General features: G+C 55.4%; 24 protein-coding genes and 2 tRNA genes. 5 read left to right on the plus strand and 21 right to left on the minus strand.

Going from position 1 to position 26412, the window contains the following annotated elements; translation table 11 throughout:
* Positions 1 to 212 precede the first annotated feature (212 nt).
* Positions 213 to 2048, plus strand: a complete 1836-nt coding sequence (locus tag Q31a_RS29950) for a sigma-70 family RNA polymerase sigma factor (RefSeq protein ID WP_197356292.1) — start codon at positions 213 to 215, stop codon at positions 2046 to 2048.
* A gap of 671 nt (positions 2049 to 2719) precedes the next feature.
* Here Q31a_RS29950 and Q31a_RS06080 read toward each other — a convergent pair.
* The gene (locus tag Q31a_RS06080) at positions 2720 to 4096 is read right to left on the minus strand and encodes an IS4 family transposase (RefSeq protein WP_145072543.1); all 1377 of its coding nucleotides are present in this window, start codon (positions 4094 to 4096) and stop codon (positions 2720 to 2722) included.
* 68 nt (positions 4097 to 4164) lie between these two features.
* Here Q31a_RS06080 and Q31a_RS06085 point away from each other — a divergent pair, with 68 nt between their 5' ends.
* Positions 4165 to 5571 carry an ATP-binding cassette domain-containing protein gene (locus Q31a_RS06085; RefSeq protein ID WP_391575325.1) on the plus strand — a complete coding sequence of 469 codons (1407 nt, stop codon included), beginning with the start codon at positions 4165 to 4167 and terminating at the stop codon, positions 5569 to 5571.
* A gap of 58 nt (positions 5572 to 5629) precedes the next feature.
* Here the strand turns inward: Q31a_RS06085 and Q31a_RS06090 are convergent, their stop codons facing one another.
* Positions 5630 to 5839, minus strand: coding sequence for a YheU family protein (locus Q31a_RS06090; protein WP_145075476.1), 210 nt, complete (start codon positions 5837 to 5839; stop codon positions 5630 to 5632).
* Between the two features lie 160 nt (positions 5840 to 5999).
* On the opposite strand from Q31a_RS06090, the gene Q31a_RS29955 reads away from it, so the two are divergent.
* Both Q31a_RS29955 and Q31a_RS06095 read left to right on the plus strand, forming a co-directional pair.
* Positions 6000 to 6239: a hypothetical protein gene (locus Q31a_RS29955; RefSeq protein WP_197356296.1), complete on the plus strand. Its 240-nt coding sequence runs from the start codon at positions 6000 to 6002 to the stop codon at positions 6237 to 6239.
* 268 nt (positions 6240 to 6507) lie between these two features.
* The gene (locus Q31a_RS06095) at positions 6508 to 6903 is read left to right on the plus strand and encodes a hypothetical protein (RefSeq protein WP_145075478.1); all 396 of its coding nucleotides are present in this window, start codon (positions 6508 to 6510) and stop codon (positions 6901 to 6903) included.
* Positions 6904 to 7354: 451 nt separating this feature from the next.
* Here Q31a_RS06095 and Q31a_RS06100 read toward each other — a convergent pair whose 3' ends face one another.
* The 11 genes from Q31a_RS06100 to Q31a_RS06145 all read right to left on the minus strand — a co-directional run bounded on the left by Q31a_RS06100 (position 7355) and on the right by Q31a_RS06145 (position 16404).
* Entirely contained in the window at positions 7355 to 7810 is a 456-nt protein-coding gene (locus tag Q31a_RS06100) for a hypothetical protein (RefSeq protein WP_145075480.1), read from the minus strand.
* A 756-nt stretch (positions 7811 to 8566) separates the two neighbouring features.
* Complete coding sequence (locus tag Q31a_RS06105) at positions 8567 to 9823, minus strand: phage major capsid protein (protein ID WP_145075482.1); 1257 nt, start codon at positions 9821 to 9823, stop codon at positions 8567 to 8569.
* Between the two features lie 110 nt (positions 9824 to 9933).
* The gene (locus Q31a_RS29960; protein WP_197356298.1) at positions 9934 to 10143 is read right to left on the minus strand and encodes a helix-turn-helix transcriptional regulator; all 210 of its coding nucleotides are present in this window, start codon (positions 10141 to 10143) and stop codon (positions 9934 to 9936) included.
* Positions 10140 to 10520, minus strand: a complete 381-nt coding sequence (locus Q31a_RS29965; RefSeq protein ID WP_197356300.1) for a hypothetical protein — start codon at positions 10518 to 10520, stop codon at positions 10140 to 10142. The genes Q31a_RS29960 and Q31a_RS29965 overlap by 4 nt, the downstream gene beginning before the upstream one ends.
* Before the next feature lie 36 nt (positions 10521 to 10556).
* Positions 10557 to 10760 carry a helix-turn-helix transcriptional regulator gene (locus Q31a_RS06115; protein ID WP_197356302.1) on the minus strand — a complete coding sequence of 68 codons (204 nt, stop codon included), beginning with the start codon at positions 10758 to 10760 and terminating at the stop codon, positions 10557 to 10559.
* Positions 10761 to 11211: 451 nt separating this feature from the next.
* Positions 11212 to 13479 carry a DUF3987 domain-containing protein gene (locus tag Q31a_RS06120; protein WP_145075488.1) on the minus strand — a complete coding sequence of 756 codons (2268 nt, stop codon included), beginning with the start codon at positions 13477 to 13479 and terminating at the stop codon, positions 11212 to 11214.
* Positions 13480 to 13576: 97 nt separating this feature from the next.
* Positions 13577 to 13762, minus strand: coding sequence for a hypothetical protein (locus Q31a_RS06125; RefSeq protein WP_145075491.1), 186 nt, complete (start codon positions 13760 to 13762; stop codon positions 13577 to 13579).
* A 2-nt stretch (positions 13763 to 13764) separates the two neighbouring features.
* A complete protein-coding gene (locus Q31a_RS06130) occupies positions 13765 to 14019 on the minus strand; it encodes a DUF1580 domain-containing protein (protein ID WP_145075494.1) in 255 nt (84 codons plus the stop codon).
* A 128-nt stretch (positions 14020 to 14147) separates the two neighbouring features.
* Positions 14148 to 14831 (minus strand): hypothetical protein, encoded by a 684-nt coding sequence (locus Q31a_RS06135; RefSeq protein WP_145075497.1) that lies wholly within the window; start codon positions 14829 to 14831, stop codon positions 14148 to 14150.
* Between the two features lie 108 nt (positions 14832 to 14939).
* The gene (locus tag Q31a_RS06140; RefSeq protein ID WP_145075500.1) at positions 14940 to 16199 is read right to left on the minus strand and encodes a tyrosine-type recombinase/integrase; all 1260 of its coding nucleotides are present in this window, start codon (positions 16197 to 16199) and stop codon (positions 14940 to 14942) included.
* Between the two features lie 131 nt (positions 16200 to 16330).
* Positions 16331 to 16404, minus strand: a tRNA-Met gene (locus Q31a_RS06145).
* A gap of 349 nt (positions 16405 to 16753) precedes the next feature.
* Between Q31a_RS06145 and Q31a_RS06150 the strand changes: the two genes are divergently transcribed.
* Positions 16754 to 17518 (plus strand): (Fe-S)-binding protein, encoded by a 765-nt coding sequence (locus Q31a_RS06150; protein WP_145075503.1) that lies wholly within the window; start codon positions 16754 to 16756, stop codon positions 17516 to 17518.
* A gap of 483 nt (positions 17519 to 18001) precedes the next feature.
* On the opposite strand, the gene Q31a_RS06155 is transcribed toward Q31a_RS06150, so the two are convergent.
* The 8 genes from Q31a_RS06155 to Q31a_RS30720 form a co-directional block, all read right to left on the minus strand.
* Positions 18002 to 19171 (minus strand): hypothetical protein, encoded by a 1170-nt coding sequence (locus tag Q31a_RS06155; RefSeq protein WP_145075508.1) that lies wholly within the window; start codon positions 19169 to 19171, stop codon positions 18002 to 18004.
* Positions 19172 to 19645: 474 nt separating this feature from the next.
* Positions 19646 to 21739, minus strand: a complete 2094-nt coding sequence (fusA, locus tag Q31a_RS06160; protein WP_145075511.1) for an elongation factor G — start codon at positions 21737 to 21739, stop codon at positions 19646 to 19648.
* 280 nt (positions 21740 to 22019) lie between these two features.
* A complete protein-coding gene (gene rpsG / locus Q31a_RS06165) occupies positions 22020 to 22490 on the minus strand; it encodes a 30S ribosomal protein S7 (RefSeq protein ID WP_145075514.1) in 471 nt (156 codons plus the stop codon).
* A gap of 165 nt (positions 22491 to 22655) precedes the next feature.
* Positions 22656 to 23024: a 30S ribosomal protein S12 gene (gene rpsL, locus Q31a_RS06170; RefSeq protein ID WP_145075517.1), complete on the minus strand. Its 369-nt coding sequence runs from the start codon at positions 23022 to 23024 to the stop codon at positions 22656 to 22658.
* A 189-nt stretch (positions 23025 to 23213) separates the two neighbouring features.
* Positions 23214 to 23297, minus strand: a tRNA-Leu gene (locus Q31a_RS06175).
* Between the two features lie 324 nt (positions 23298 to 23621).
* Entirely contained in the window at positions 23622 to 24494 is an 873-nt protein-coding gene (gene metF, locus Q31a_RS06180) for a methylenetetrahydrofolate reductase [NAD(P)H] (protein WP_145075520.1), read from the minus strand.
* Between the two features lie 89 nt (positions 24495 to 24583).
* A complete protein-coding gene (locus tag Q31a_RS06185) occupies positions 24584 to 25126 on the minus strand; it encodes a hypothetical protein (RefSeq protein ID WP_231691083.1) in 543 nt (180 codons plus the stop codon).
* 7 nt (positions 25127 to 25133) lie between these two features.
* Positions 25134 to 25826, minus strand: coding sequence for a methionine-R-sulfoxide reductase (locus tag Q31a_RS30720; protein WP_231691084.1), 693 nt, complete (start codon positions 25824 to 25826; stop codon positions 25134 to 25136).
* Positions 25827 to 26412 lie beyond the last annotated feature (586 nt).

Raw genomic sequence — 26412 nt, forward strand, 5'->3', positions numbered from 1 at the left:
CGTAGTCTTTTCCTATCCGCGAATGCCCGTGAAAGGAGCCGAACTCAATTCGACTTGGAATCAAAATCTGTTTTTTTGTTTTTTTGTGCCTGGAATACTAGGTTCCGTGCACTACTTATCTGGCTGCAGGAATTTGAGCTTTGCACTCTAGGAGTGCGGGCTCCTCTCCCCCGCTAAGCCTCTTTTCACCTTCGAGTTTTCAGGACGCCAAGATGCCCCCACCTGCCTTGCTCTCCCAACTCCAGCGGTTACAGAACTCCGCTGAGTTGGAGCGATTGCAACCAGATGCCGAGCTCTTGGACCTTTACATCGAGAGTGGGAGTCGCGAGGCGATCGAGAGATTAATCGAGCGCTATGCACCGATGGTGGCCAGCGTATGCCGGCTGACCGTCTCCGATCCAACGAGTGCCGAAGATGCCTTTCAGGCAACCTTCCTGATCTTGTTGAAATCGGCCAAAAAGATCCGACGCCATGCGTCGGTTGGAGCATGGTTGCACGGTGTGGCCTACCGCACCGCCTGCCGCCTCCGAAAACCAGCTCGGGAGCCTGCCTCTAATCCAAGCGATACTGACGTGAGTGACTATTGTGATTCAACAGCCGAACCAATGACTCAGTTAGCTCGACGCATGGAGCTGGAAGCCCTCGACCGAGAGCTGGAGAGTTTGCCCGACAAGTTGCGTGAGCCGCTCGTTGAGCACTATTTGCTGGGCTTCACTGCCCCTCAAATTGCAGAGCGAATGGAGTTGAGCACCTCGGCGGTGGAGGGGCGACTCAAACGTGGCCGCCGGGTTCTCCGGCGACAACTTGCACGGCGGGGAATTAGCCTTTCCGTGCTGTTTGCGGGAAGCACACTTTTCCAACAGCAACTAAAAGCAGCCGAGGCCACACAGTGGACCGCCAACTTTGTCGAACAGTATCTTCCATCTGAAGGGGAAGGGTGGGAGCATGCCACGCATGATCCTACGCCCCCCTCGCACCTCTCTTCCCTAGTACGTGGAGAATTACAAATGTTTAGTAGCAGTACTCTTAAGATCGGCCTGTGCACTGGCCTCATGTTGGCCGCCGGTACTCTGGCCGTAGTGGCCGCAGATCGCCCCTTTGTCTGGAACTCCGATTCCGAGGGAAGTGCGAGCAGTGGCGACGCCACCGGTCCGCTAACGTTACCGGCCTTATCACCCGAGGCGGCGGTCGTGGCTCAATTCGGCCCGGCAGTCCAGCAAACGACTTCGACAGAGCAGCAAGCGACTCCAGCAGCTACTGTTAGCACGGTGGCTTCCAACGCGAGTGCCGCCATTGCACCGGCAACCAACACACCCACTGCCGTGACCTGGGAGCGGGCCGACGGGAGTACTGCTGCTCCCAGTTGGCTGGCGGGAGGAACGGCCAGTACCCAAGCGATCGAACAGAATCGCCTCAAAATGGCGGAAATGGCTGATTGTAACTTCCGCGAGACGCCGCTTACTACTGTGTTGGATCAGCTCAGTGACCAATTGCGGATCCCTATCGATATTAACCAAACCGAACTCGCAGCGGTGGGTATCGACCCTGATTTTCCAATAACCCTTGAAGCCACCTGCTCCTTGCGGGAGGCATTGCGCCGCATTTCCACCCTCATCGACCCTCAGGAGTTGGCCTACCGAATCACCGAAAGCAATATTGAGGTGACGTCCCAAGATAAAGCAGCCATGAGCACCAACATGCGATTCTACGACTTGGCCTATGTCCTGCCTAATTCGGCCAATGCCATGTCGGTAGTCAACGCCATCGAAAGGTCAATTGCCAAAGATTCCTGGGAGCCGCAAGGCGGGATGAGCACCATTGCGGTGGTCGGTTCGATGATGATCGTCAATGCTCCCGATCAGACTCACCAGGCAATTGAAATCCTGCTCGTCAACTTGGCCAAAATGAATCCCGCCAACGCTTCTAAAGAAATTCCCTTTACCAATCCAATCTACGGTGGTGTGGGGGGCGCTGGTATGGGAGGCATGGGCGGCGGCATGGGCGGCATGGGTGGCGGGATGGGCGGCATGGGTGGCGGGATGTTCTAAATCCGCAGTCGATGAAACGCAGTTCGGTTGATGAGCTCACCGCGAAAGGACCAGTTCAAAGATAGGCTGAATAAAAACGTGATGCACACCGAGTCGAGTAAGCCTGAAGTCGCGAGACTTCAGGCTTTTTTCGTGCAACTCATGAACCCGAAATCTGTCAGTGAGACTCCGCGTCCCCGGTTGCTAGTGCATGTGCCCGGAAATGCATGTGGTAACCGTTCACGACCTTCCTTATCCACTTACAATTTCAACCATTGCTTCAGGTTGGAGTGTAGGTCGCTGACAACGGCGAACAGTTTCGAAGCATCCAGGCGGACGTTTTGACAGGAAGATGGGGGCAGGAAGATGAATTGCTCTGGCTATTTTCCTGCCAACATTTTCCTGCCAACATTTTCTCTGCTGCACTCGACTCGCCCCCATCCAAACTCAACAGCGCGGAGTAATACTAAGCAAACTCAGCTCTGCGGAGCATTTAATCGGTCGGTCGCGACCTTCCTCATCCACCAGGCAGCTTCAACCGTTGCTTCAGGTTTGAGCTTAAGTTGCAGACAACCGTGGACGGTTACTGCATGTACCCGGAAAAAGGTGTCCGACACCAAAAGTGCAAAGCACCGGAAAGGCCGTTCGGGCTTTTGATGTCGGACACGAATGGCACTTAATCGGCGTAAGTCCTATGCCTCCCCGGGTTTGTATTCGCTTCTTGGCTTTTGCATCAGCTTGTATTTCTTCGGTCTTCGCTTGAGCACCCTGGGCTCGTAGCGGTCCGGTCGATTGCCAACTGCGTGTTGCAAGCAGCAGCGGTACAACACCGTGCATAATTCATCGGCGTTGCTGATTAGGCCTAGAACCGGAAGCATATCCGTCACCGTTGTCAGTGTTGACTTGAAACTGATATGCCAAGGTTGAACGTCGCCTTCGACGGCCGCTTCAGACATCACCCCGCGAATCAAATTGTAAGCCAACATGTGCGTCCGAATTTCGTTCCGCACTCGATGCGGCTTTTTACAGCGCAAGTGTTCCATCTGCATGACCGTTTTCAAGCTCCGTAAATGAAGTTCTGCTTGCCACCTTCTACGGAACAGGGCCGCGATGTCCTCCCTCGTGTACTCCGTATCGTCCGACAGCGATGTGTGAACGATAATCTCGCGAGTGCGAAATCCGTTGTTCTCAACTCGGATACGGATCTCGCGAATGGTGATGAAGTCCGGGTACGTCTCGTACTCTTCAATGCTCATCCAGTCGGGACGAGCTGGCTTGTCGATTTGGATGGAGTGATCGTCTTTGCCGTAACGAATTCCAGTCCGAAAATCTGACTTGCGCAACTGGTGTTTGCGAACAACGACGTGTGCACCACGTTGAATCATCCTCGCCATCTCGAACCAACCCGCATAGGCGCGATCAGCTAGGAAAACATCGGTTTCTTCGATGATTGCGTCGATCTGACGAAACAAACTTACTTCGTGAGTGAACTTACCTTTGTATCGGCCCATCGCCATGTCGAGCACAACGCCAGTCGACAACGCGAACAGTACAACGACTCGCAAGATCGGAAATCCACAACCGGGTGCTTGACTACTAAGTTGCGGGTAGGCGGCTTGATTCTCCGACGTGTCTGCCATCGTGACGGTGGCACCATCGGCGGTGATCACGCGGTGCCCCAGCCATCGCCAATGGTCGGGACTGCTGTCTTCAATCGCAAGTCCGCTGGCCGTCACAAGACGTTGCATGGATTGCTCGTCGATTTTGTCTCGAGCAATGCAGTAAGCACCGGTTTCGGCAGAGCAAGCAGTTTGGTTGTTGGCGACTCGATGGGTGATCAGCTTGGCGACCGCAGAGACGCAGCCGTGGTGGATGCTCATGACTTGCGAGAGGAAGACCCACAGCGTGACCGATGTGTTGTAAACTCTGGCCGAATCGAGAATGGCACTTGCATTGCCAAAGACTGACGCGATAGTCTCTTTGGAGATCAAGGCGGCGAAGTAAAGATCGCCGTGTTGGCGCGCATGTTGGACTCGACAGCGGAACGAATCAAACGGATGATGGCACACGGGGGCTTCCTTGCTTGGTGTGTTCGGGAGGTAAGATTACCCAAACTCATCGCAAGTGAAGCCCCCTGCTGTCAATCGAACTTAACTCTAGAAGCACCAGTACCTTAGGCCGATTAAGTGCCATTCGTGTCCGACACCTTTTTGGCGTTACTGATGCACTGGAAATCCTTCGCCGCGCGGAGGCGGGCGTGGGAACGGCTGAAGAGTTGTCGCAGGCGGATTGGACGCTGGAGGAGCGAATGGCAAGCATCCTCGGCCGAGTTGGCTTGCAGGCGGCTCCTAGTGCACGGCTCTGCACTTTGTCGGGTGGCCAGCGAACGCGGGCATACTTGGCCGCGGCAATCTTCGCGTCCCCTGATTTTCTAGTGTTGGACGAACCTACCAACAATCTGGACCGTCGTGGACGGGACGACGTGATGCGTCTTCTGACAACTTGGCGGGCTGGAGCTATCGTTGCCAGTCACGACCGAGAATTGTTGGCGCAGATGGATGCAATCGTGGAGCTGACCTCCCTGGGAGCAACCCGCTATGGCGGGAATTGGACTCAGTATCGCCAGCGAAAGGAGGTCGAGTTGGAAGCCGCGCAGCACGATTTGGCTCATGCTGAAAAGCAGTTGGCTGAAATCAATCGCAAAACACAGCTCACTGCCGAACGAAAGCAACGTCGGGATGCTGCGGGAGTAAAGCAGCGATCGCGAGGTGATATGCCTCGGGTCTTACTGGGGATGAGGAAGAATCGGGCAGAAGGCAGTCAAGGCGAGAACGCGCGTTTGGCAGAACGTCAAAAATCCGAAGCATCTGAGTCACTTGCCTCTGCCCGGTCTCGCGTCGAAATCCTGCAGGACTTGTCTATGTCGCTTCCTTCAACAGGGCTGGCAAACGGCCGTGTCGTACTCGCGCTGGAGGGTGTTGCGGCAGGCTATGAGCCTGCTCGCCCGCTGATTCGCGATTTCTCACTCTCCTTGAGCGGTCCTGAACGCGTCTCCTTGGCGGGACCGAATGGAGCTGGAAAAACATCACTAATACGCTTGATTTCAGGTGAGTTAACTCCGTTCTGCGGGACGGTAAAGGTTTCGGTTGAATTCGCGATGCTTGATCAGCGGGTGAGCTGTCTCGATCCAGAAACCTCGATCCTCGACAACTTTAAGCGACTGAATCCAAGTTCCAGTGAGAATGCTTGTCGTAGCACGCTTGCCAGTTTTCTCTTTCAGTCGGAGGCGGCGTTGCAGCGAGTTGGGACACTTAGCGGCGGTCAGCTGTTGCGAGCTGGTTTGGCTTGCATCCTAGGTGGCTCAGAGCCACCCGCGTTGTTGATGCTCGACGAACCAACAAACCACCTGGACATCGCGTCAATCGAAGCCATTGAAAGAGGGCTGTCTGCCTACGACGGTGCGCTCCTGGTCATTAGCCACGATGAGACGTTTACGAAAAACGTGGGTATCCATCGAACCGTCGAGCTTACGGGCAATACGTAAGGAAGCGGCTGTAGAGATAGGACATCGAAAGGCGTCGCTTTGTGCATTGCGTGCATGGTCAGGCAGGAGGCTGGTCGCCATGTGAAACAATATTGCAGCTTTGAGTCTCTGGATCGTAGTGCAACTCTAGGCCACCGTCCTGCAACTGGCGCATCACTGTGGTGATTCTTGCTTCTTCGGGAGAGTGGTCTGTGCCATCACGCGTCACGAATTCTTGGACAATGGCTCGCAACGCGATCGGCGAGAGGAGTGTATGAGATATTTGCATGCGTTCAGTCTACACTATTCGCGCACATCTGACCCCGGTCGCCTTCCATTGGTGATCATTGGATGGTCGGGGTTGTCTCGTGAGCTTGGCATGCCGCGTTCAATCGACCTTGCTTTGGAAGAGCATCGAGATGCGTCTGGGAACGCTGTGACGCGAGAACGTGGCTTCTTTTTCGGCGGCTTTTCATTCTGCCGATTCACCCGGCGTATTCGGGGACCACCGTGAGAGTTTCATTGAGCAGGGAGAGGCAACGTTGGCATTGCGCGAGTTTATTGCTTCGAAGTTGCATTCCCCTCGCCTTACTACCGACGAGATGCCCCAGGGCATTTCAGGCGTGTGTTTGATCGCATTGCAGACGGATGTGCATGGTAGGCAAGTCTCACAAACGCCGCTGGCTTAGACCTCCTGCAAGTCTTCAGACGCGTCGGAGCAAGAAGTACTCAGGTGTGCCGAAAAATACTTGAGTTTGGCGGATCCTCGCCAAAGTTAGGATGTGTTGCGAGGGGGGCATTCCGCTCAATCTGGCAATCTGCTTATAGTACGAAGTAAGAGATTTGGTAGGGGAAAGGACTTGCTGGGCCACTCTTCAGAGAACACTATCATGATTCACTACTCGGTTATAGCTTGTCCGCAGCTGGGCTTACGGAATCAGGCTGAATTCAGGCGAAATGATGCGCAGCTTTCCTGAGACGCCCTTTGTGTTGCATGTTTTTGGCGAGCAAGATTTCGCCATGCGCTGGGAGGCTTGCAGTTTGGCCCTCACGATTTTTGCTTCACTGGATTCTGCCCGGACTTACTCCGAATCGATCCCGTTGGGAAAGTATCGCCGAGTAGAATTGGTGCATCTCTATCCCGCTTCATTGGTTATCGCCACAATGTTGCTCGCCAGAGAACGCCGTATAGAGATGGTCGTGATCGAACCTGCTCGGCCAACTGCCCAACCCATTCCGATCGGCCAAGTGATTCGGTATCTTCAGAAGAGACGCGCCTCACAGCTTCTTTCACACCCACCCAATGCCGTGCAATTCTTGGGGGCAGCTACTCAAACGCCGAACGTCTCATGAAGCGGGGGGGAGGGGAATGCTGCGAAGACCTAGTTCCAAGGCAACTGCTCGCATCACTGGGGCAGGTGGCGCCGTGTGGCTTACGGCCATGGCCAAGCGCCACGACCCTAAATTCATCCTGGAACGGCAACAGAATTAAGGGAAACAAGTAGCGGAGGAGGGATTCGAACCCCCGACACGCGGATTATGATTTCAACTTTTACAAGCTTCAAATTGCTGAAAAACCCTGCATTCCAAGCGTTTTCCATATTACCAGAGTGCAACACTGGTTGCAATGATTGACAGTGAATCGCAGTAATTCGGTATTTGTCGGTATGGGGGATGGTACGGAACGCTGCACCCTGAGTTCCAACGAAAAAAGCTAGGCCAACTTGACCCAGCTTTTCGATTCAATGGTGCCAACTTGGCCCAATTGAATTTTGAGTCAATGTGGTCAACTTGACCACATTGTCTATGCGTAGCAGAACGGTGAGCGGAAGAACTCCTCGAACGGCTTGAACTCCTCGGTGAGGACGTAGAACAACGTCACGTGACCATAGCCGCGGTTGAACGGGTCGTCGGCCTTACCGAGCTGCCACCAGCGAACTTTGTTAATCACGTGAACCCGCTCCATCCGTAGGCACCAATTGTTGATAGCCTGCCGGTCCTTGGTGACGAGGTAGGCGGCTGTAACGAGCTCATCGACGGGACCGCAATCCGCATAGGTGACATCCTGCCACGTTTCGGGGTGCGCTTCCTTGCAAGCTCGGCTCTCCAGGTCTGCCAGCTCCTGGGCGGAGACCGTGGGCATCTCAAAATCATCAGGATTGCGTTCTGCGGGGGCTGCGGCTTCACTTGGCTGGAATGTCACGATCGGCGCGAACGGGACGGTACAGAGAGACCTTAGAACGTGTCGTCGGCTTAGCATTATCGGCTCCTTGTTAAGAAAGGATCCAAGCTAGGCGTGCCGGTGACACCTTTGGTCATTTTGAAAAGTAGAAGGCTCAATTGAGACTTCTACTCTGTCCTGGAACCAAGGCGCCAATTGGCACTTTGAAAGTAGAAAGGCCAATTGGCCCTTCTACTGAGGCTTTGAAGTCGGGTTTAAAGTCTCAATTGAGACTTTTTTCTAAGTTGGTTTTAATCCGCCAATTGGCGGTTTTTCCTGCTCCCGTTCTTCCCGCCGCTTCCGTGCTTTCGTCCGCCAAGCCTCTCGCTCGGCCTCACAGTGTAAGCAACGCATGCCACCCTCGGAGAAAACCGTAGAACGTCGGCCGCACTCTCGGCACAGCTTCGGACTCAAGTAGACGCGCGGCTGGTGGAGTTTCATCGCTATTTCCCAAGTCGTGCGACGCGATTACAGATACATACGAAGAGGGAGCCAGCACCAACATTGGAACGCATCAGAGGCTCGCGTTTAGGCTTCTCTGGTGCTTCGGCTTGTGCTTGCCGTACTTTCGCCTCGCATGAAACGCAACGGCCGGATGCTGCCCTGGCTGCAAATTCGCCACACTCGGGACAATATGCGGATGCCATCGGTGCGGCTGACATTCGGCGAATCGCGTTTCTATTTACCAGCATGGTTGAACCCTTTGTAAAAAACGTCGGCCGGCGATGTTGAAGATGCGAGGGGGTGTTTCAATTTCCCTCGCCACCGCCGGCCGCGCTGCTTTTGCGATTCCGCTTACAGGGAAATGTCTTTCAAGCGATAGAATGCTCCTGTCCGTAGCAGAGCAAAGTCGATGCGAGTGGTGATTTTCACGTGCACCGCATGAGTCTCAAACGCATCCCCGCCGGTCGTTGTCGACTCGATACGCGCGGAGGAACGAATTCCCCATGCGAGTTGGCTCCAGTCTCCGACAAGCAGGTGGGTATTCGGGATGTTCGTGCTGTGAATCATCGGAGAGGTGATTGTGGGCGTTTTGTTCAGCCAGCCTAGCGGAGCGTTGACACCATCACCGATTGTCGAGCTCAACAGGTGGTCGTGCACCTTCGGGGACATAATCGCCGCGTTCGGCTCCTCGTTGTTCTCGCGAATCTTCGTGAACGCTGTGGACAAATCCAACCAGTCAACTGCCGAGATTGAACCCGTTTCGCCGATGTCGGCATTGTTCAGCAGGCCAGACCAGGCAGCACCAGTGCCGTGAATCGCGAACCGATCGACCGCCGCCGCAAGGCTCCGCGTCAACGTGTTGTTAATCATCTCCGAGAAGTTAGGCGCGTCCTCTGCCAGCTCTCGGGAGACTTTGATTCGCGTGGCGACCGTTTTGGCGCTCATCACTACGGCACCCAAGCCGATGTCTGACTCCGTGATTGGCTCCAACTCAGCGTGCACCTCAAACTCAGGATCGCGCATCACGCGAGCTAAACTGATGTCCCCGGCTGGCATCAACATTACTCGCGCTCCAGCCCGCAAGACTGCCGAACGTGCTCGCGCGGCGTCGATGATTTCACCCATCAGAACCTCGGGAACCATGAACCCACCGGACGAATTATCGCCGGTCGTCATGGCCGACTTGATGATGTCGTGGGCGCCGCGGCTGCCGACGATAGAGGCTCTGGCAAGCTCTCCAATGCCGTTTTCGATTGGAGCCTGTCCAAGTGCATCAACTGCCTTGCCGTCGCGTGACAGCATCCGAACGCCACCTCGAAGCGGCTGTGTTGCGCCGACTCCCATATGCTCATTCAACGCGGACTCGAGACGTCCGTGCGCCTTTTGATTGCGAGTAGCTTCAACGGACTTCGCTAAACGGATGTCTCCATTCAGCTTGCCGATTTTGCCGCTCTGGCCATCGGTGCCGTCACCGCCAACCAGGTCCAGGAGCTCCTGCGTTTCGGTCGCGCTCAATTCCCGATTCTCACGCTCAGCGCGTGCCATGATGCCATCGACGACAGCTAAAAGCTCATCGCGTTGTTCTGTCAAATCTCGTACTGATTTCATATCAAAATTCCTGCCAAAATAGTTCTCAAATTAACAATTCACAACTTCACTTCGGCCGCACTGCTAAAGAGAACTGGCGGACATTCTTCGGAAACTTCACGTTCGCTTCTTCACTTCGATGAATCGCGTTCTGCTATGCGCGATTCGATGTATTGCTCAAGGTCGCATCGCTGCCAAACCAGCTTCCTCAGTCCCAATCGCAGCGGCTTCGGAAACTCCCCGGCTGCGACCCACTTCGTCAACGTGGCCTCGGAGATGCCAAGTTCTGCGGATGTCGCCCCGGCTGTTAGGAATCGTGCTGGAAGGTCGCTGCTCATCATTGCTCCATGGTCAAGTGGTGGGTTTCGTCGATGCAGGCCAGGATGGTTGCGACCTGCGAGACAACCTGCAACTCCAAGCTGTCCGCGAACTTGGCCTGCGCATCGCTCAGCGGTGACCTCGCTAGTCCATGACATGCAACCAGGGCGTCCGACATAAAGCGGAGGTGCTCCTCCGGAATTTCGACCATCCCCGGCTCTGCTGAACCATCGGCATGCTCCCGTCGCGCGAACTCGTCACGAAAGACGGTGCTCAGCCAGGGGTGGAACGCGTTCTCGGCTGTGCGGAATGCGCACCGAGCGTTCCAACGGAACAATTCGCTGAGCTCCCGCCGGGAGAGTTTGGGGAGGAGGTCGCAATTGAGTGTTCGTCGTGTCATGCTCAAAATCCTATTCGCGGAAAGTGCCGATGTAAACTAGTGTTCGCCCTGTTGCCGCTCAGTTGTTTGGAAGTGTTCGTTCGCGTTCGTTGGCTTTCTCGCCAACCAGGCATCAACATCCGATTTCAGCCATCGACCACGCATGAACTGCGCTGGCATCGTCCCCTCGCGGGCCCATCGCCGGATGGTGTTGGAGGTAACCTCGAACAGCTTCATCAACTCGGTGGTTCTGTAAAACATAATTCTCTTCGCTTTCTGAAATTCCATTTGCGCGCCTTGCATCACACGCGTGAGACGATAGGTCGTCTGGGGGTCGAATCGCCACAATTCATGCCCCCCCGGGGTAGGTCCGGCCGGGGGTGCGCCAAAATCTCCAATTTTGTGGAAAGGCGCGCGCGTGAGACGATAGGTCGTTCCGGGTTGGCTCTGGACAAAAGACCCACCCCCGGTGCATACGTCCGTGAAGGCCTCTGACGTGCCGCCTGTCGCGTCCTGGCCCTGGTGCGGCTCGATGCTCACAATCGGTCCTCATCGTGCGTCTCGTGTGAAGCTGGGGGTTCGCTTGGTTTGTATCGCAGTCTCGTGCATCGGAGCTCATGACTTCGAAGGAGTCGCTTCAATAGAAGCCGCACGGCTCGGATGTCGTGCTGGCCGTCCATTCGTAGCGTTATGGTGATTTCTTTGGGCTCGCTCATGGCTGCCAAGGCTCCCCGTAGACTGGCGATTCCGGCTCATCCTCTAGCGAATCCTGGACAGAACCCTCGTTTTCCCAAGGATTAAGGGGGTTGTGTCCCAACTTTGTAAGAATGAATTTGCGAGTTGGCCTACCGCCAAGCTCAGAGGGGGGAGTCTCTTGCCAGCTCCCAAGGTCGGCATTCGCGAAACTGGTCAGAAGTGCGTCAGCATGTTCGCAGCTCTCGACAGAGGACCGATTAGCTCGGTAGAACTCTCGCGCCGTTACTGGTTCAGACTGTGCGGATAGCCATTGGATGAGGCTGCGGTTCTCAGTTGCCGCCTGAGACTCCTGGAGAACGCCATAGACTCGCCGCGCCTCGGATTTGAACCACTCAACGATTTGAATCCCGGAAGCCATAGAGTCCAGGTCTACGTGGCTCCTGTCGGCCGTCTCTCCAAGGGCATGACGAATGCAATGGATGACCAGTGCAATACGCGCTGCCACCTCTTCCAGTTTTGAGTACGCTGCAAAGAGATCCCCGTCCAGCGCCTGGGATTCTCGATTGTGTCGGTCGTAATATTTGACGAATACCCGTTTCGCATCGGGTGCAAGTCGGCAAAAGTAGGGCTTGGCCTCGCCTTCCTCATCAATGTTAAGCTCAAGCGATAGCAGGCTTTCGTAGATATCACTCACGGACTCTTCGATGTGTTCGGCAATTTCGTCCTCTGTCCATCGGCGAACGATTCTAGGTGGCATTGCGAATAGTAGTCTTGCTGCCAGTCCAGAGGCCTTATGGTCGGCTGTGAGATGCCCTCGGAGAATCCCCGGCTGAATCGTACCCGTTAGGGAAACGGATGCTCTGTCGATAACGATAGGCCTCTTGCTGGCAGCTCTATCAATCACGCTCATCTGCGCGCCGTAGAACTCCAGCCACTTCGGCTCGTCGGAAGACTTGCCGCTTTTGTATCGGCTGAAGCTCGAGAACCATCCTGATAACTCATCGCTTGCACAGAGGAGGCCTCTAGGGTTCTCAGAGAGACGTTTTCCCAATGCCTCAACGGTCGTATCGTCTACCAAGACTCGCTTGCAAACTGGGGCTATTGGCGGGTCTGGTGGCTCCATGGCGCCCGGCTTGGCCTTCTTGAAGTCTGCGGATGCCTTGGAGTAGATTTCCAGCTCCTTCGCGTAGGCCTCATACGCAAGGTCGTATTCGCGAACCAACTTCCGCTGTCGAGCTCTCAGAGGACTCAAGGCGAGTCGCTGGGGAGCACTCTTGCCTGAACCCGATTCAGCGATGACTACGCACCATAGGATGCTTGGGGCAGTCCAGTTACGCTTGACGGCCAAGGCGGTGGAATTGCCAACTGCCGATGCCAACCCCGCCAGCAATGGCAGAGCAATGAAACTCTCATCACAGCATGCCGCTCTTGCTCCCTGGCGGATGAATTCCGGTAGGGCTCCCGGCAGGGCATCGGTAGGGAATGGAGCGAACTCCACCAGCTCGGGAATTACGTGATTTTCAGATTTCGTTTTAGTATTTGGGGACGAAACCTCACTTTTCCCAGGATTTAAGGGGGTTGTGTCCGGAGAACTAGAAACGATTTCCCGAAACTGCTCAACTGTCCCACCTCCAGCGAACCAATCAGATACGTCCCCCTTAGGCTGCAATCCTGGCAATTCGACAATCACGCCACGGCCTAGCATGGCTTGAACATCCCTGGCGTGGTCTCGGCCTGTGTCGTCGTTGTCCGGCAGGATGTAGACGGTCTTGCCGTTGAAGTATCCGCTCCAGTCGGCTTGCCACTTGCCAGCACCTCCCGCGTTGCATGTGGATGTGAAGCCATTCGCTCGCAACGTCTCTGCATCCTTCTCGCCTTCGACGATAAAGACGGTGTCGGCCTTGATGACCTCAGGGAGTCGGTAGGGGACTCTGGTAACACCCTTTAGACTCCACTCACCATTCGCCTTGCGTTGCCGAAACTGCTTCCCCGGCTTGCGAACTACTGTATAGACGTGGTTCCCATCCGCATCGTGGTAGTCGTACTCAAGTGTCGATTCGACCAGAGGGGAAGACTCGCCGCTCAGGTCGGAATAGCTCAGCCCTGCGCCACTGAGGACGGCTTCGATGTGACAGTTGGCGTGACAATGGAGCAGCCAGCGGTCTGCGGTGCTCGTGATTGTTAGGCTTGCGGTGCCATCGTCATGAGCTGGGCATTTCGCTTGCCATTTTCCCTGACCAGTTGGCCGCACGTCTTTAAAATAACTTGGAATGTCGTTTCTCATCGCGTATAATCTTCATGAATGGGTGTCGTGCAGCTTCTCCTCGCTGCGTGATTGAATCGAAACGCTTGGGGCTCGGTAGGCCCTGGGCGTTTTGCATTTAGCGGCTAACTGGTGGCGTCCAATAGCCACGTGCTGGCCATAGGCAATCGCTGGGCACAATCAGTCGTTCTAGCGTTGGCACTGGGAACTGGGCTTTCCACTGCGACTGCAAGGCGGCCTCTAGCTCGGCCGTAAGCTCCAAGCAGTCGATGTTGCGGGACTCAAGCCATTGGATGAATGTCATGGTCAGACCCCCACCGATTTTTCGGTGCGTGCTGCGATGAATCGCGTTAGCGCCTGCCTGCTGGTGAACAACTGGCATCCCAGCCGAACAGCCTCAAGGCGGACGCCACCCACTCCCCGGTGAATCCAACGGGTCATCGTGGCCTTATCCGGTCGCTTGCCGGAGATTTTGAAGAGCTCGCTTCGGGCTTGTGCGAGCGTTAGGACGTCCTCACTGAGGACTTTTGAGACGGTAGATTCTGCCGACGTCTTGTGCATAAAAAAACTCCCATAACGATGACTTGCAACGCTAGGGAGTATCTACTTGCTTAGCACTTTGGGCTACGGTTTTATCATGCCCGCTGAACGAACTGAACGAACTGAACGAACTGAACGAAAATTTGCACCTATTCCTTTTCGGACTGTTTTTTCAGCCATTGGTCGCACTCGTCCGCACGAAAGAAATGCTTTCGTCCGCACTTAATAGGCTCGGGGTGCCCCTGGCTATCGATTCGGTCGTTGAGTGTCGAGCCTGCGATATCGTAAAACGCGAGTAAGTCCTTCCGCGCGACTAAGCCATCTTTATTCCGCAGCGCCGCTAATGGACTCTCAGAGTCGGTTTTGCTTGCTACTGCCGGGCGGGTTGGTGAATCTGGTGAATCCTCCTTGCGTTCAAGCAGGAATAGGAGCCTTCTCGCTCGGCTTAGGATCCGCTCGTATTGGTCAAAAAGGGGCCCTGTGAAACCAAACACCCTACCAAGCTCCTTTGGCAATTCGTGTTTGATGTGGTCCCACAACCACTGCTCACGTATCTCCCCCGTTTCTCGCATCCAGATTTTGAGTTCATCCAGGAAGTTCCCAAGCTCGATAACGAGGCTAGCGTCTTCTATGAACTCTAGGGCTGGCGCTCTCCTGGGAGAGATTAGCTTTCCCTCCAGCCGCACCAATGGCTCATCAGCCAGTGGGCGAATATCAACCTCTCCCTCAATTGCGTAAATCAAGTCTTCCTGCCCGAACGAAAAGTGGTCCCATTGGGTAACAGAGAGGAACCGCCTGAGCTCGTCGGCTATGACGTCTTTAATGAATCGCATGCAGAATCCCTTAGGTTTAGAAAGTCGCTGCCAACCCGCACCGCGGCTAAGGGACCGAAGGACGGGCTGGCGGCGGGGTTAATTAGGCCCCTGGCGACAATGGTCAGATTATAGCTTCGGTGCGGCGGCGGCGGCTCGGGTGGCGGCCTCAATCGATTCCCTGGCGTAGTGCGCTGTCATTAGAGCGGTAGAGTGCCCTAGAAGTGCCCTAGCCTCTTCGATTCCGAGTGCTGCTCGAACTACCGTTGCCGTTAGGTGTCGCAGTTGATACGGATGCCACTGGCGAACACTAGCTCGCCTAGCAGCTCGTTGAATCGCCTGCCGGTAGCTTGAAGTATCGTAGCGGTCCCTCGGCACACTCTTCGGCGTCTCCTTGCGGTTCGAACCAACACGGTTTCCACAGCTATCGGGAGTCACTCGATTCGCTGCTGCTACAGCATGCCGCCAAGCCATCGCTTCCTTGGGGGAAAAGCAGAAGGCATCGGGAGCTCTCTGTAAGAACTCCGTTACTGCCTCTCTTGCGTCATTCACCAACGGAATCGCCTTCGCTTTACCGCGAAAGCTGGTCTTATGTCGGCTGGGGTGGTAAATCCAAATATCGCCAGTACGGTCGATGTCGCACGGTCGCATGATGCAGATTTCGCTTGGCCTTGCTCCTGTCGCAATCTGAATCCGGAGCATCGCCTTGATGATTGGAGAAAGGTGCTCGGCTGTCTTGCGGACATCCTCGATATTGGCTGGCTCAACCGCTGGTACTTCGGGGGCAGAGGTTTGCCCATTGCGGAGCGCTTCCAGAGTCTCCAGTCGGTGAACTAGGTCAATTCCTATCAGTTCGCCGGCCACGGCATGTCGGAAGATTCCCACCACGCAGCGCACTAGGCGGTTGATATACTTCCGGGCTAGTGGTTTCTTGCCGCTATTGCCCTCGCGAATCAAGAACTCGCGAAACGACTTCAACCTGACTGGGCCAAAATCCTGGGCCAATACTTCGCCGAATTGCTCCTCAAGCTGGCTACAAAGTCGCTCATGCCGTCGCATTTCTTGCGGTACGGTCGCATATTTCAGCTTGATGTGTTCCCGGAAGAGTGCAGTAACGTGCTGAACTTGGACTGGCTGGTCGGCCTGCTGCGCTGGGGTGTCGGCTACTCCCAGCAGGGTAGCTGCCTTGTGGTCGAGCTCAGCGGGGTCGAAGTCTTCCGGTAGCTTTAAACCGCCTGATTGATAGATTCCGATTAGGACGGCATAGCGGGCGATGCATTCCGGCGAATCATGCTTGCCTAGATAGATGTCTCGACCGTCAAGGGTGACGATGCTTTGCCCGGAGATGTGGTAGCGCCGTGCGGGCGCTTTTGCCTTGGGTCTGGCCATAGAAAGGGACTCCCGATTCTGTCGCCCTACCGAGTTTTTCGGTACGACTTCTTGGAAAACGGGGCCGCTCGTCGTGATGACGGTAACGCGAAAAGTGCGTTCCAGCCTGTAAAACGTTGATTTTTTGCAAGTAGCGGAGGAGGGATTCGAACCCCCGACACGCGGATTATGATTCCGCTGCTCTAACCAACTGAGCTACTCCGCCCTCTATTCCAAGTTGGCAAGATGGTAAGCAATTCCAACTAAATCGTTGCATCGCTGCACCTTACCAAACAACCTTCGAAGACTTGCCATCGACAAACTGCCCTGCATCTCTTCAATGAAGTTGTGTGCAAATGGTAGCGAACTAGCCGCAGTCCTGCAAAGGGGGAAGAAGCCTTGCGGCGGCATTTTGAAAGGCATTGTCGAGGTTCAGGCTAATTTTTTGCGTATAACCGTTCCTTTCCTTACCGATGTCCTGTCGAGGATGGCTAGGATTGCGAAGGATTGACAGGCGACCGATAATAGTCTGCCTCGTCTCCTAAACTCTTTCCATCACCTTGAGCGATTTCGCCATGCGCATTGGGCTATTTATCCCTTGTTACGTCGATCAATTTTTTCCACAAATTGGTCTGGCCACCGTTGAGATTTTGGAGAGCTTTAGTGGGCTTACCGTTGAGTTTCCGGAGTCGCAAACCTGCTGTGGACAGCCGATGGCCAACACCGGGTGTATAGAGGACACGCGTCCGATTGCAGAGAAGTTCCTGGACGTTTTTTCCGAATACGACCACGTCGTAAGCCCCTCGGGAAGCTGTGTATCGATGGTGCGGAATCACTACAAGGGGTTCTTCCACAACGACGCTCGCTTCGAAAAGTTGCGACCTTGTGTCTGGGAATTGTGTGAATTCTTAGTCGATGTACTGCAGGTCAACGCGTTTACGCAACCGTTTCCCCACCGCGTGGGACTTCACAGCAGCTGCCACGGGCTGCGAGAACTAAGGCTTGATGCTTGTTCCGAACTGCAAGGGCCCCAAGTTAGCAAAGTTCGGCGGGTGTTAGAGATGGTACCTAAGTTGGAATTGGTCGACTTGGAGCGCTCGGACGAGTGTTGTGGGTTCGGCGGAACGTTCGCTGTCGCGGAAGAAGGGGTCTCGGTGTTAATGGGAAAGGATCGAGTCGAAGACCACGTGCGTGCCGGGGCCGAAGTTATGACCGCCACCGATGCCAGTTGTCTCATGCATATGGATGGCCTAATACGCCGCAATCACCGCCCACTGCGGATCATGCACATCGCCGAAATTCTTGCCGGACATCCAATCCCATCTGCCCCCCCCACCTGAATCCGAACTCCTTCCCACCTCCCCCCATCAGTGCCACCCACCTATCCCGATAGGTGCCATCCATTGATTGGCAAATGTGGATGGCACCTTTTGGCTGCTTCGCGGGGGAAGCTGCTGCTAGCGAGAGCTCTGTGCTAGCAAAGACGATGAGACCCCGCATGAGAGGCGGTGTTTTGCAGAGAGAGGCCGTCGTCTTCCAGCAACAAATGTGCCACCCACCTATCCCGATAGGTGCCATCCACTGATTGGCAAATGTGGATGGCACCTTTTGGCTGATTCGCGGGGGAAGCTGCTGCTGGCGAGAGCTCTGTGCTAGCAAAGGCGTCGCTTGTTGGACGATGAGACCCCGCATGAGAGGCGGTGTCTTGCAGAAAGAGGCCGTCGTCTTCCAGCGGCGAGCTAGGCGAGCGCACAGCGATCGCGTGCTGCACAGGAGATCGTCGGAAAATGGGGGCTAGCTGGCAGGAGGCAGCAAGAAGGGGGCTACCCAGATGCGAGAAAGCACTCGCTGGCCTTCTGCTGGCCGTGATGGCAACGCCGATTGTGCCGACGTGCGTCGGCGGACATGGTACTCGGGCGCCCCGCACAGGTACTCCGGCCAAAGTAGCGTTTGTAATCCCACACCAAGTCACGCCACATCGAGACCTCGATCCCAGTCGACGCTAAAGCCGACTGCAGTCGCTGCGGTACTTTGGAGGCGGCCTGCTTAATACGCTGGGCCGCCGTCCACTGCAGTAGCTCCAGGTACTTACTCCAGTCCATGCACAAGAAGCCGCGGTCGCTGGCTCGCAATCCGCCCGCATGAGCCTGCGGGTCGTTCGACAACGTTTGACTGGCCAGTTCTAGAGGTGCCAGCCAGCTGTCTCGCAAGACACGCTTGCCGGTGGGATTGCGACGTTTCGCCTTTTGTTCCTGCATCCGCTGCTGCACGGGTGTCTCGCGTATTTTCTTCCCCGCTTCGGCGGTGGGCACCGCCCGTAGATCGAAGGCTGCTGAATCGATCTTTGCGCCCCGCTCAGCCTGGATGCGATCGTAGGCTGAGGTGTGTTCGGCTTGTTCCGGGGACTCGGCCATCGCCGCTCGAATGGGATTCAAGTCGACATACATGGCGCAGGCCAGCAAGCCCGCTTCGTCGGCGAGCCGTTGTGCTTTGAAGCGGCCTTCCCAGAATCGTCCCGTGCATTTCTCTTGAGCGTTCGCGAGCCGCGCGACAGGCTCGGCCAGAGCTCGCATAAACCAAGAGATATCAGACAAACGCGAGCGAATCACCGCCATGCGCTCCTGGTCTCTAATTAACGCCTGCACATCGGCCTCGGTGGGCTCTGCCAAATGCTCCTCAAACCGACGCCCGGGAAAGACTTTCAGCCACCGCTGGGCAACCTCTTCCTCCGACCACAGGGCAACCACGTCGGGACGATTTCGCAAGATGATGTGGAGGTGTGAGCTGAGAATGGCATAGGTCAGTACGTCTATGCCGAACGCGGAAGCGAGGGCTTCCATCCGTCGCCGGATCCACTCGCGGCGGAAGGAGTAATCCTTACCAGAGACGGGGTCGACGCCAGTCAGGAACGCTCTTCGTACACAACGTTGTATGGCATGCACGATACAGACTTCGCCCGCTTGAAATTGTTCATTACGGTTGGGTCTACTCATCACAAGCACCTCCTAGGAGCACCGGTTCAGTCTAACATTCTGTCATCCTTCGTCAATTAAAATCTGGCGGATACCTACTTGACAATCCGCGGGAGATGGATGGCACCTATCGGGGATTGCTAGCAACAGGTGGAAGGTGGGTGGAACCTATTGGGAATAGTGGAAGATGGGTGGCACCTTTCGGGGAGAGGGGGCTGGCAATGGAATAGATGGGTGGCACTTTTGAGGAGACTCCTAGGGGGGGGGGCAGCGGGATAACCTTACTGTTTGCTCCTTCGGTAAATTTGGGGAGGTTCAGCTCACGGAAGGGAGGGAGGGAGGAAGGGAGGGTTCTATACAACGCTGAACGTTGCATGGTTAGATGAGTGGCTTAGAGGTGCGCCTGGTTGTTGCTATGCCGCTGAGTTCGTTGTGGAGTGTCGCTCTCGCCCCGCCCTCGTGATGCGACGCTGGGGCAGCACGGGCATGGGGATGCTAGAACCCAAAGCTTTCGACATCGGACTCGGGGGCGGCTTGATAGCCGTGGGGTTCCATTGAGCAACCGGCGCGTCCTTGGCTTAGCGAACGAATGGCCGAGGAATATCCAAACAGCTCTTTCAATGGCGCAAACGCGATTAGCCCTGTCATCGTTCCTCGGGACTCGGTCGATTCGATCGTAGCGCGGCGCTGTTGCAAGTCCCCTGCGATCTCTCCGAGATAGTCTTCAGGTGTGATGATATCGAGCCGCATTACTGGTTCCAGCAGGGTTGGCGTTCCTTGCTGCAAGGCTTGCTCAAAAGCGTCATTGGCTGCAATGCGAAAGGCAACTTCGTCCGATCCAACTTCCCGCATCTCGCCTCCCACGAGAGAGATTTTGAGTCCCGTCAGTGGGAAGCTACCAATCGCTCCACCACCCTGAGCACGGCTGCGGAGTTCCTCCATCACCGCAGCTTTCAGATTGTCGGGCAACGCGTGCTCTCCGAAGAACTGGTCGAGCACGATCGCATCGGAGGCACGATCCTCCAAGGGCTCGACAATGATGTCGACTCGCGCGAATAGCTGGGTAGCGCCGATTTGCCGGTTACACTGTCCGGTAACGGTTGCCTTGCTGCCGATCGTTTCCCGGTAGCTCACGCGTGGCTTGTAGAATTTGACATTCAGATTGAAGTCGCGCGTTAGGCGATGCTTGATTACATCGAGGTGCAATTCTCCCATGCCGCTAATCAGGGTTTGTCCCGATTCTTCGTTCTCGACTGCGTTGAATGTTGGGTCTTGCCGTTTCAGCATCTCAAGCACTTCAGACAGCTTTTTGCGCTCCGCAGTGTTTTCGGGCTCGATGGCCATCGAAAGTACGGCTTGCGCGAATTGAATGCTTGGCAACTCAATCATCTCACGGGTGTCGCACAACGTGTCGCCGGTAATCGACATGCGAGGACCAATCGCACAGGCGATGTCACCACATTCAAGGGTCTGCACTTGGCCTTGTCGCTCTTTCTTGGTGGCATGGATCTGCCAGAGCTGGGCAATGTTTTCTTTCTTGTCGCGATTGGGATTGTAGACGCGAGAGTTCGATTCGAGCTTGCCTGAATAGACGCGAATCCAGTACAGGTCGCCGGTCTTAGCAGGCAGGATTTTGAAGACCAACGCACAAAAGGCCTCATCGACTGAAGGGAGTCGTTGTAGCTCTTTATCTCGCTTCTTCGGGTCGACTCCAATTACGGGGGGGCGTTCAAGAGGGGTCGGCAGATAATGTCCCACTCCGTCCAGTAGTGGTTGGACTCCCATTCCGTGCAAGGCCGAGCCACAGAGTACGGGTTGGATCTCGCGCGCGATGCAGCCCGCCCGGAGGGCGCGACGAATAACTTCGGGTGGGATGGGTTTTTCTTCCAGCGCCATTTCCATCATTTCGGTATTGATGGAATACAGGGACTCGAGCAACATTTCCCGCCAAGTCTGAGCGTCATCGAGTAGCTCTTCGGGGATAGGCTCATCGGCTACTTGTTTGCCGTCGTCCTCTGCGGAGAATCGCAGCAGCCGCATGTCGACCAAATCGATAACTCCTCGAAAGGGATCCTTCACGTGCGGAGGGCCCATTCCGACGGGAATTTGAACCGGTACCGGTTGAGCGTTGAGGCGAGGTCCGATCTCGTCGAGCACGCGATAGAAATCAGCACCTTCGCGATCTAGTTTATTGATAAAGACGATGCGTGGTACGTTGTACTTATCGGCTTGACGCCAAACCGTTTCGCTCTGAGCCTCAACCCCCTCACGTCCACTGAAAACGACGACGGCCCCATCGAGTACGCGTAGGCAGCGTTCGACTTCCGCGGTGAAATCGACGTGGCCGGGCGTGTCGAGCAGGTTGATCGTGATCTTTTTCCAATTGAACGTTACGCAGGCGGAGTAGATTGTAATGCCACGCTCTTGTTCCTCGGGATCGTCGTCGGTCTCCGTGGTTCCGGAGTCGACGCCGCCTGCGCGGTGCTTGGCACCGCTCACGTAGAGCATGCGTTCTGTAACGGTCGTCTTGCCAGCGTCGATGTGGGCGATGATGCCGATATTTCGCAGCGACTCTAAATCGCGAGCCATGTCAGGTAGCCTTCCGGTGCATTGGGGTGGATCATGGATTTGGGGCGCAGACACCTGAAGCAATGGCACCTGTCGCACTGGACGATTTCACGTTGGCCAGCCAAGCGGGCGGCCCTGACCGTCTCGAGTACGGGGCGCGTTTGCCCCTCGGACCCAATAATGTACCGGTAGGTCCGTCAAGCTGGAAGCGCAGCGACAGGTCCCAAGAGCAGGTAAGGCGCATAAAAAGAGCCGTGTCCAAACTGGCACGGCTCTTGAATTATCTACTTGGTAGCTTAGCTTACCATGCGAAGTGAGCGAAGGCCTTGTTGGCATCAGCCATGCGGTGCGTGTTTTCGCGACGAGCCATGGCAGTACCTTCCTTGCGGTAGGCTGCTAGCAGTTCTTCAGCCAGCTTCTTGTGGGTTGCGCGACCCTTCTTCTCACGTACTGCCATCAGCAACCAGCGGATCGCAAGCGATTGTTGACGCGAGCGATTGACTTGCATCGGCACTTGGTAGGAAGCACCACCAACCCGCTTCGAGCGGACTTCGATGAACGGCTTGATATTCTCGAGAGCCTGTTCGAAAACTTCGATCGATGGACGATCGGTGATCTTCTCTGCAATCACGTCAAGCGCGTCATAGAATACGATCTGGGCAGTGCTCTTCTTGCCATCGTACATCAAGCAATTGATGAACTTACCGGCTAGTAGCGATTGATACTTTGGATCTGGACGCAGCGAAGTGCGGCTGGCAGTAATCTTTCCCATGACTTGCTAATTCAGTTTTCTGTGCGGAGGTTTGTACTGGTCGCGACTGACTGTCGGGTGATTCTAGATCAACTTGGACTGAGATCCTTTAGTTTCTAGAGCGTCCCGTTCATTCGCTGCAACTATCAATTTACGATTGGCTAATTACGGAGGCGTTAAGAGTTCTTATGGTCGCTTGGCACCATAGCGGCTGCGAGATTGCTTGCGACCGTCTACGCCTAGTGTATCCCGTGCACCACGCACGACTTGATAACGCACACCTGGCAAGTCGCGAACTCGACCACCACGGATCAAAACAATCGAGTGCTCTTGCAGGTTGTGGCCCTCACCAGGGATGTAAACCGTAACTTCCTTGCCGTTGGACAAGCGAACACGAGTGATTTTCCGCAAAGCCGAGTTGGGCTTCTTAGGTGTCATCGTACGTACTTGGAGGCAAACACCCTGCTTTTGCGGGCATTTTTCCAGGACGATCGACTTGGTGGTCTTGCGCTGTACCTGTCGATTCCGTTTGACCAGCTGATTGATCGTTGGCATCTTTTGCTTATTCCGACGTAAGTAATGCTTATCAAATGTTTTACACGCTGGGCTTACCCAGCAACCACACCGACTCAGTCACGACGCCCACTCGTTCTTTACCGAATGATGCTCTGCCCGAATCAGGCAGCTACGCGGTCTAAGTAAGACCGCAACTGTACACTGTTTCGAATATCAAATTCGAATCAGTACCAGAGGTGGGACTTGAACCCACACGCCCTTGCGGGCACTGGATTTTGAATCCAGCGCGTCTGCCAATTCCGCCACTCTGGCAAGTGGTCCTGCTAGCTTTGCCCATTCTATTGCGCAAGGCTGCGGACTCAGAAATGTACTCGATCTAGGGCGGATTCCACAAGCCCCGATTTCGGAAGCTGTGCGAAAATACTAGCACAAGACGAGGAAATAGTTCCAAACATGCAGCTGACAGTCGTTTCCTATGTCGGCTGGCAAAGGCCACCAAGGCCTTTGAAAACTTCAAAAATAGTCGTGAAGCCCCTCAGGGGAGCGGGTTTGCGTGTTTTAAGCGGCTGTTGCGGCCCGAATTCGGTGCCCCAATACTGGGCTGCTCCCGTTCCCTTTTCCCTTATCGCTTTTCGCTTATCGCTGGAGTCCCGTGACGCGACCTAAAATTTGGTTGGTGGCCAAGCATTTGTTCAGCACGTAGAAGTGGATGCCAGGTACTCCGCTATCGATCAGTCCTTGGGTTTGTTTCGCGGCGTGATCGACCCCAATTTCAAATTGTGCTTCAAGATCTTCTGTTTGTTGTAGTCGCGACAAGAATTCGTTGGGTAGTTTGGCTTTGCAGAGCGAGGCAATCCGCTGGACCTGCTTGAGGCTCAAAACCGGCAGCAAGCCAGGGACGATTGGAACGCGAATGCCGGCGGCGACGCACTGATCTCGAAAGCGAAAAAAGTCGTCATTGTCGTAGAATAATTGGGTCACAATGGCATCGGCGCCTGCGTCAACCTTGCGGACAAGATTGGCCATGTCGGAGGTCGCGTCGACCGCCTCTTGGTGAACTTCCGGGTATCCGGCCACGAGGATTCCGAAATGAGGAAATTCATTGCGAATGAGCTCCACCAGTTCGTTAGCATACCGCAGCCCTCCTGCGACGGCTGTGAATGAGGCCTCCCCCTTGGGTGGGTCTCCACGCAGTGCCACGATGTAGTCGATGCCGCGCTCACGGGCTGTCTTCAAGTATTCCCGAAGTTGGTCTCGGGTGGAGCCGACGCAGGTTAAGTGCGACGCGACTGGAACTTGATGCGTTGCGCGGATTTGCGAGGTGATCGTCAAGGTGCGATCACGCGTAGATCCGCCAGCGCCATAGGTGCAAGTAAAAAAATCGGGGCGCTGTGCATTGAGCTCCACGACCGTGTTCAGCAAATCTTGCACACCATCGTCCGACTTCGGTGGGAACAATTCAAACGAGAGGACACAACGATCGGGGGAAAAGAGTTTAGCTAGGCTCATCAAAATCTACGTGGATTGGAGGGGGGCTGGCAAAGTAGCTGCACGGCGGTGGTCTATTCTATCCACCAGCGCTCGGATCAATAGTGGCGTTAGTCCGGCGTTTCGCTGGCTAGCAGCAGTAGTTGCCACTCCCACCACAAGACGCGTTCCAACTCTTCTTGCCAGGGAACATGGTGACGGCTGGCTTGTTGGCACAGTTCAACCAATCGAGCGGGCAGCTCCTCGGGCGACGCCGAATGCACGTCCGGCAGCCCGGAGGCTTGCAAGGTAGCTTGTTCGGCTTGGATCTTCTCTGCCAGCGCATCGTAGAGAGCGTGCGGACCAGCGCGGCGATACCAATACAGGGAGTTCGAGAAGTCGCCTTCGCGTCGGTGCATGATGGCATGCCACAGCGAACCCTCGGCGGAGGGCTGCGATTGGCTGATTTCATGCGAGCGGTCGAGTTCCCCCGCGAGTAACCATAGACCTGCGATCCTCAAGCTATTCCCCGCATCGGTTTGCAATCGCTCGATAGATGCAAAGGTCTGCGGGCATTGAGGGCCGTTTCCCAGCCCTGGCATGGGAGCCTGTTCGATAAGTTCCCGCAAGGATTGTGGCAAAGCTGACGGCGCAATTAGATCTAGATCGGGCACGATAGGGTTACTCGCCTTTTGCTTCTAGCACGATGACTGGCGGAAGTGGTTCATCTTTAGGGACAAACGTCATCGAAATGGAATTCACGCAGTGACGCGTATTTTTCTCGGTGAAGCGTTCGCCCAGGAAAACGTGCCCCAAGTGGCCTTCGCAATTGGAGCAAACAATCTCGGTTCTGAGTCCATCTTTATCTACAGAGCGAGTGACTGCGCCCTTGAGTTCGTCGTCGAAGCTAGGCCAGCCGCAACCGCTTTCAAACTTGGACGCACTTTCATACAGCGGGGCATTGCAGCGGCGGCAAAGGTAGGTTCCCGCTTCTTTGTTGTGCTCAAACTCGCCGGTTCCGGCTCGTTCGGTCCCTTTATGGATGATTACAGCCTCTTCGGATTTGCTTAGTGGATTGTATTCTGTTCGCATGACAGTTTCCGGTTTTTTCGTAGAGGATACGGGGAGGGCAGCATTTCCATCTTCATGCTGGGAGGTGGCTGCAGCCGAGGCAGCGTCGGTAGAAGCCTTGCTTTCCGATGTTTCAGCTGCGGGGCTAGCCTCTGCCGCCGATTCGGGGTTCCCTTCTTCGCCCCTCTCACTCCCCTGCGCAGTGGCCGTCGATCCACCAGCCTCGGGTTGGTCAGCGGAATATTCAGCGCAACCGCTGACGGCGGCCAGTAATAGGCACGCAATACTCAGTCGATGTTTCATCGCATTCTCTTTCATCGTGTAGTGATTTTTGCAATAGCCAGCGGTTTCGGGAACCCTGGATAGGGGGGGGCGGCTTGGGGCTCGGTGGAGCAGCGAGCCAGTGCTGGTCACTGTTGGCTAGTGTCCCCAGAACTGGCATCGTATCCAGGGGACTAGTCTCTCGCCTGCCGCATCACGCCCTCGAGCGGGAGGGCCTCTAACAATCGCAAACACTCTATTGCAGACGGAATTCGCTAAGGGGCCGCAACGACAACGAGCCCATTCCCGCAACTCCAATCCTAGCAGGTGCAGGTCGTACCAGGACGTGCGGGCAGCCATAATGGCTATACCGCTTCATTCTACCGCACGGGCGGAGATATTTCGATCGTTGGTTTTCGAGCCGAGGACTACAAGAAGAGCCGGGACTGGTGACAGACCTGGCTCAACGGTGATTGATGTGCAGCGGGTGGGGCATCCGTAGGTTGTTGCATCGTTGTCGGAGTGCGCAAGCCGCAGGCAAAATGGAAAGGAGCCCTCCCCCTAGGGATGCCGGGGCTCAACCTATTCAGCAGGCGTCCGTCCGCTTCTGCGGCCTCCGGGGATAACC

The organism is Aureliella helgolandensis, assembly GCF_007752135.1.
Lineage (GTDB): Bacteria > Planctomycetota > Planctomycetia > Pirellulales > Pirellulaceae > Aureliella > Aureliella helgolandensis.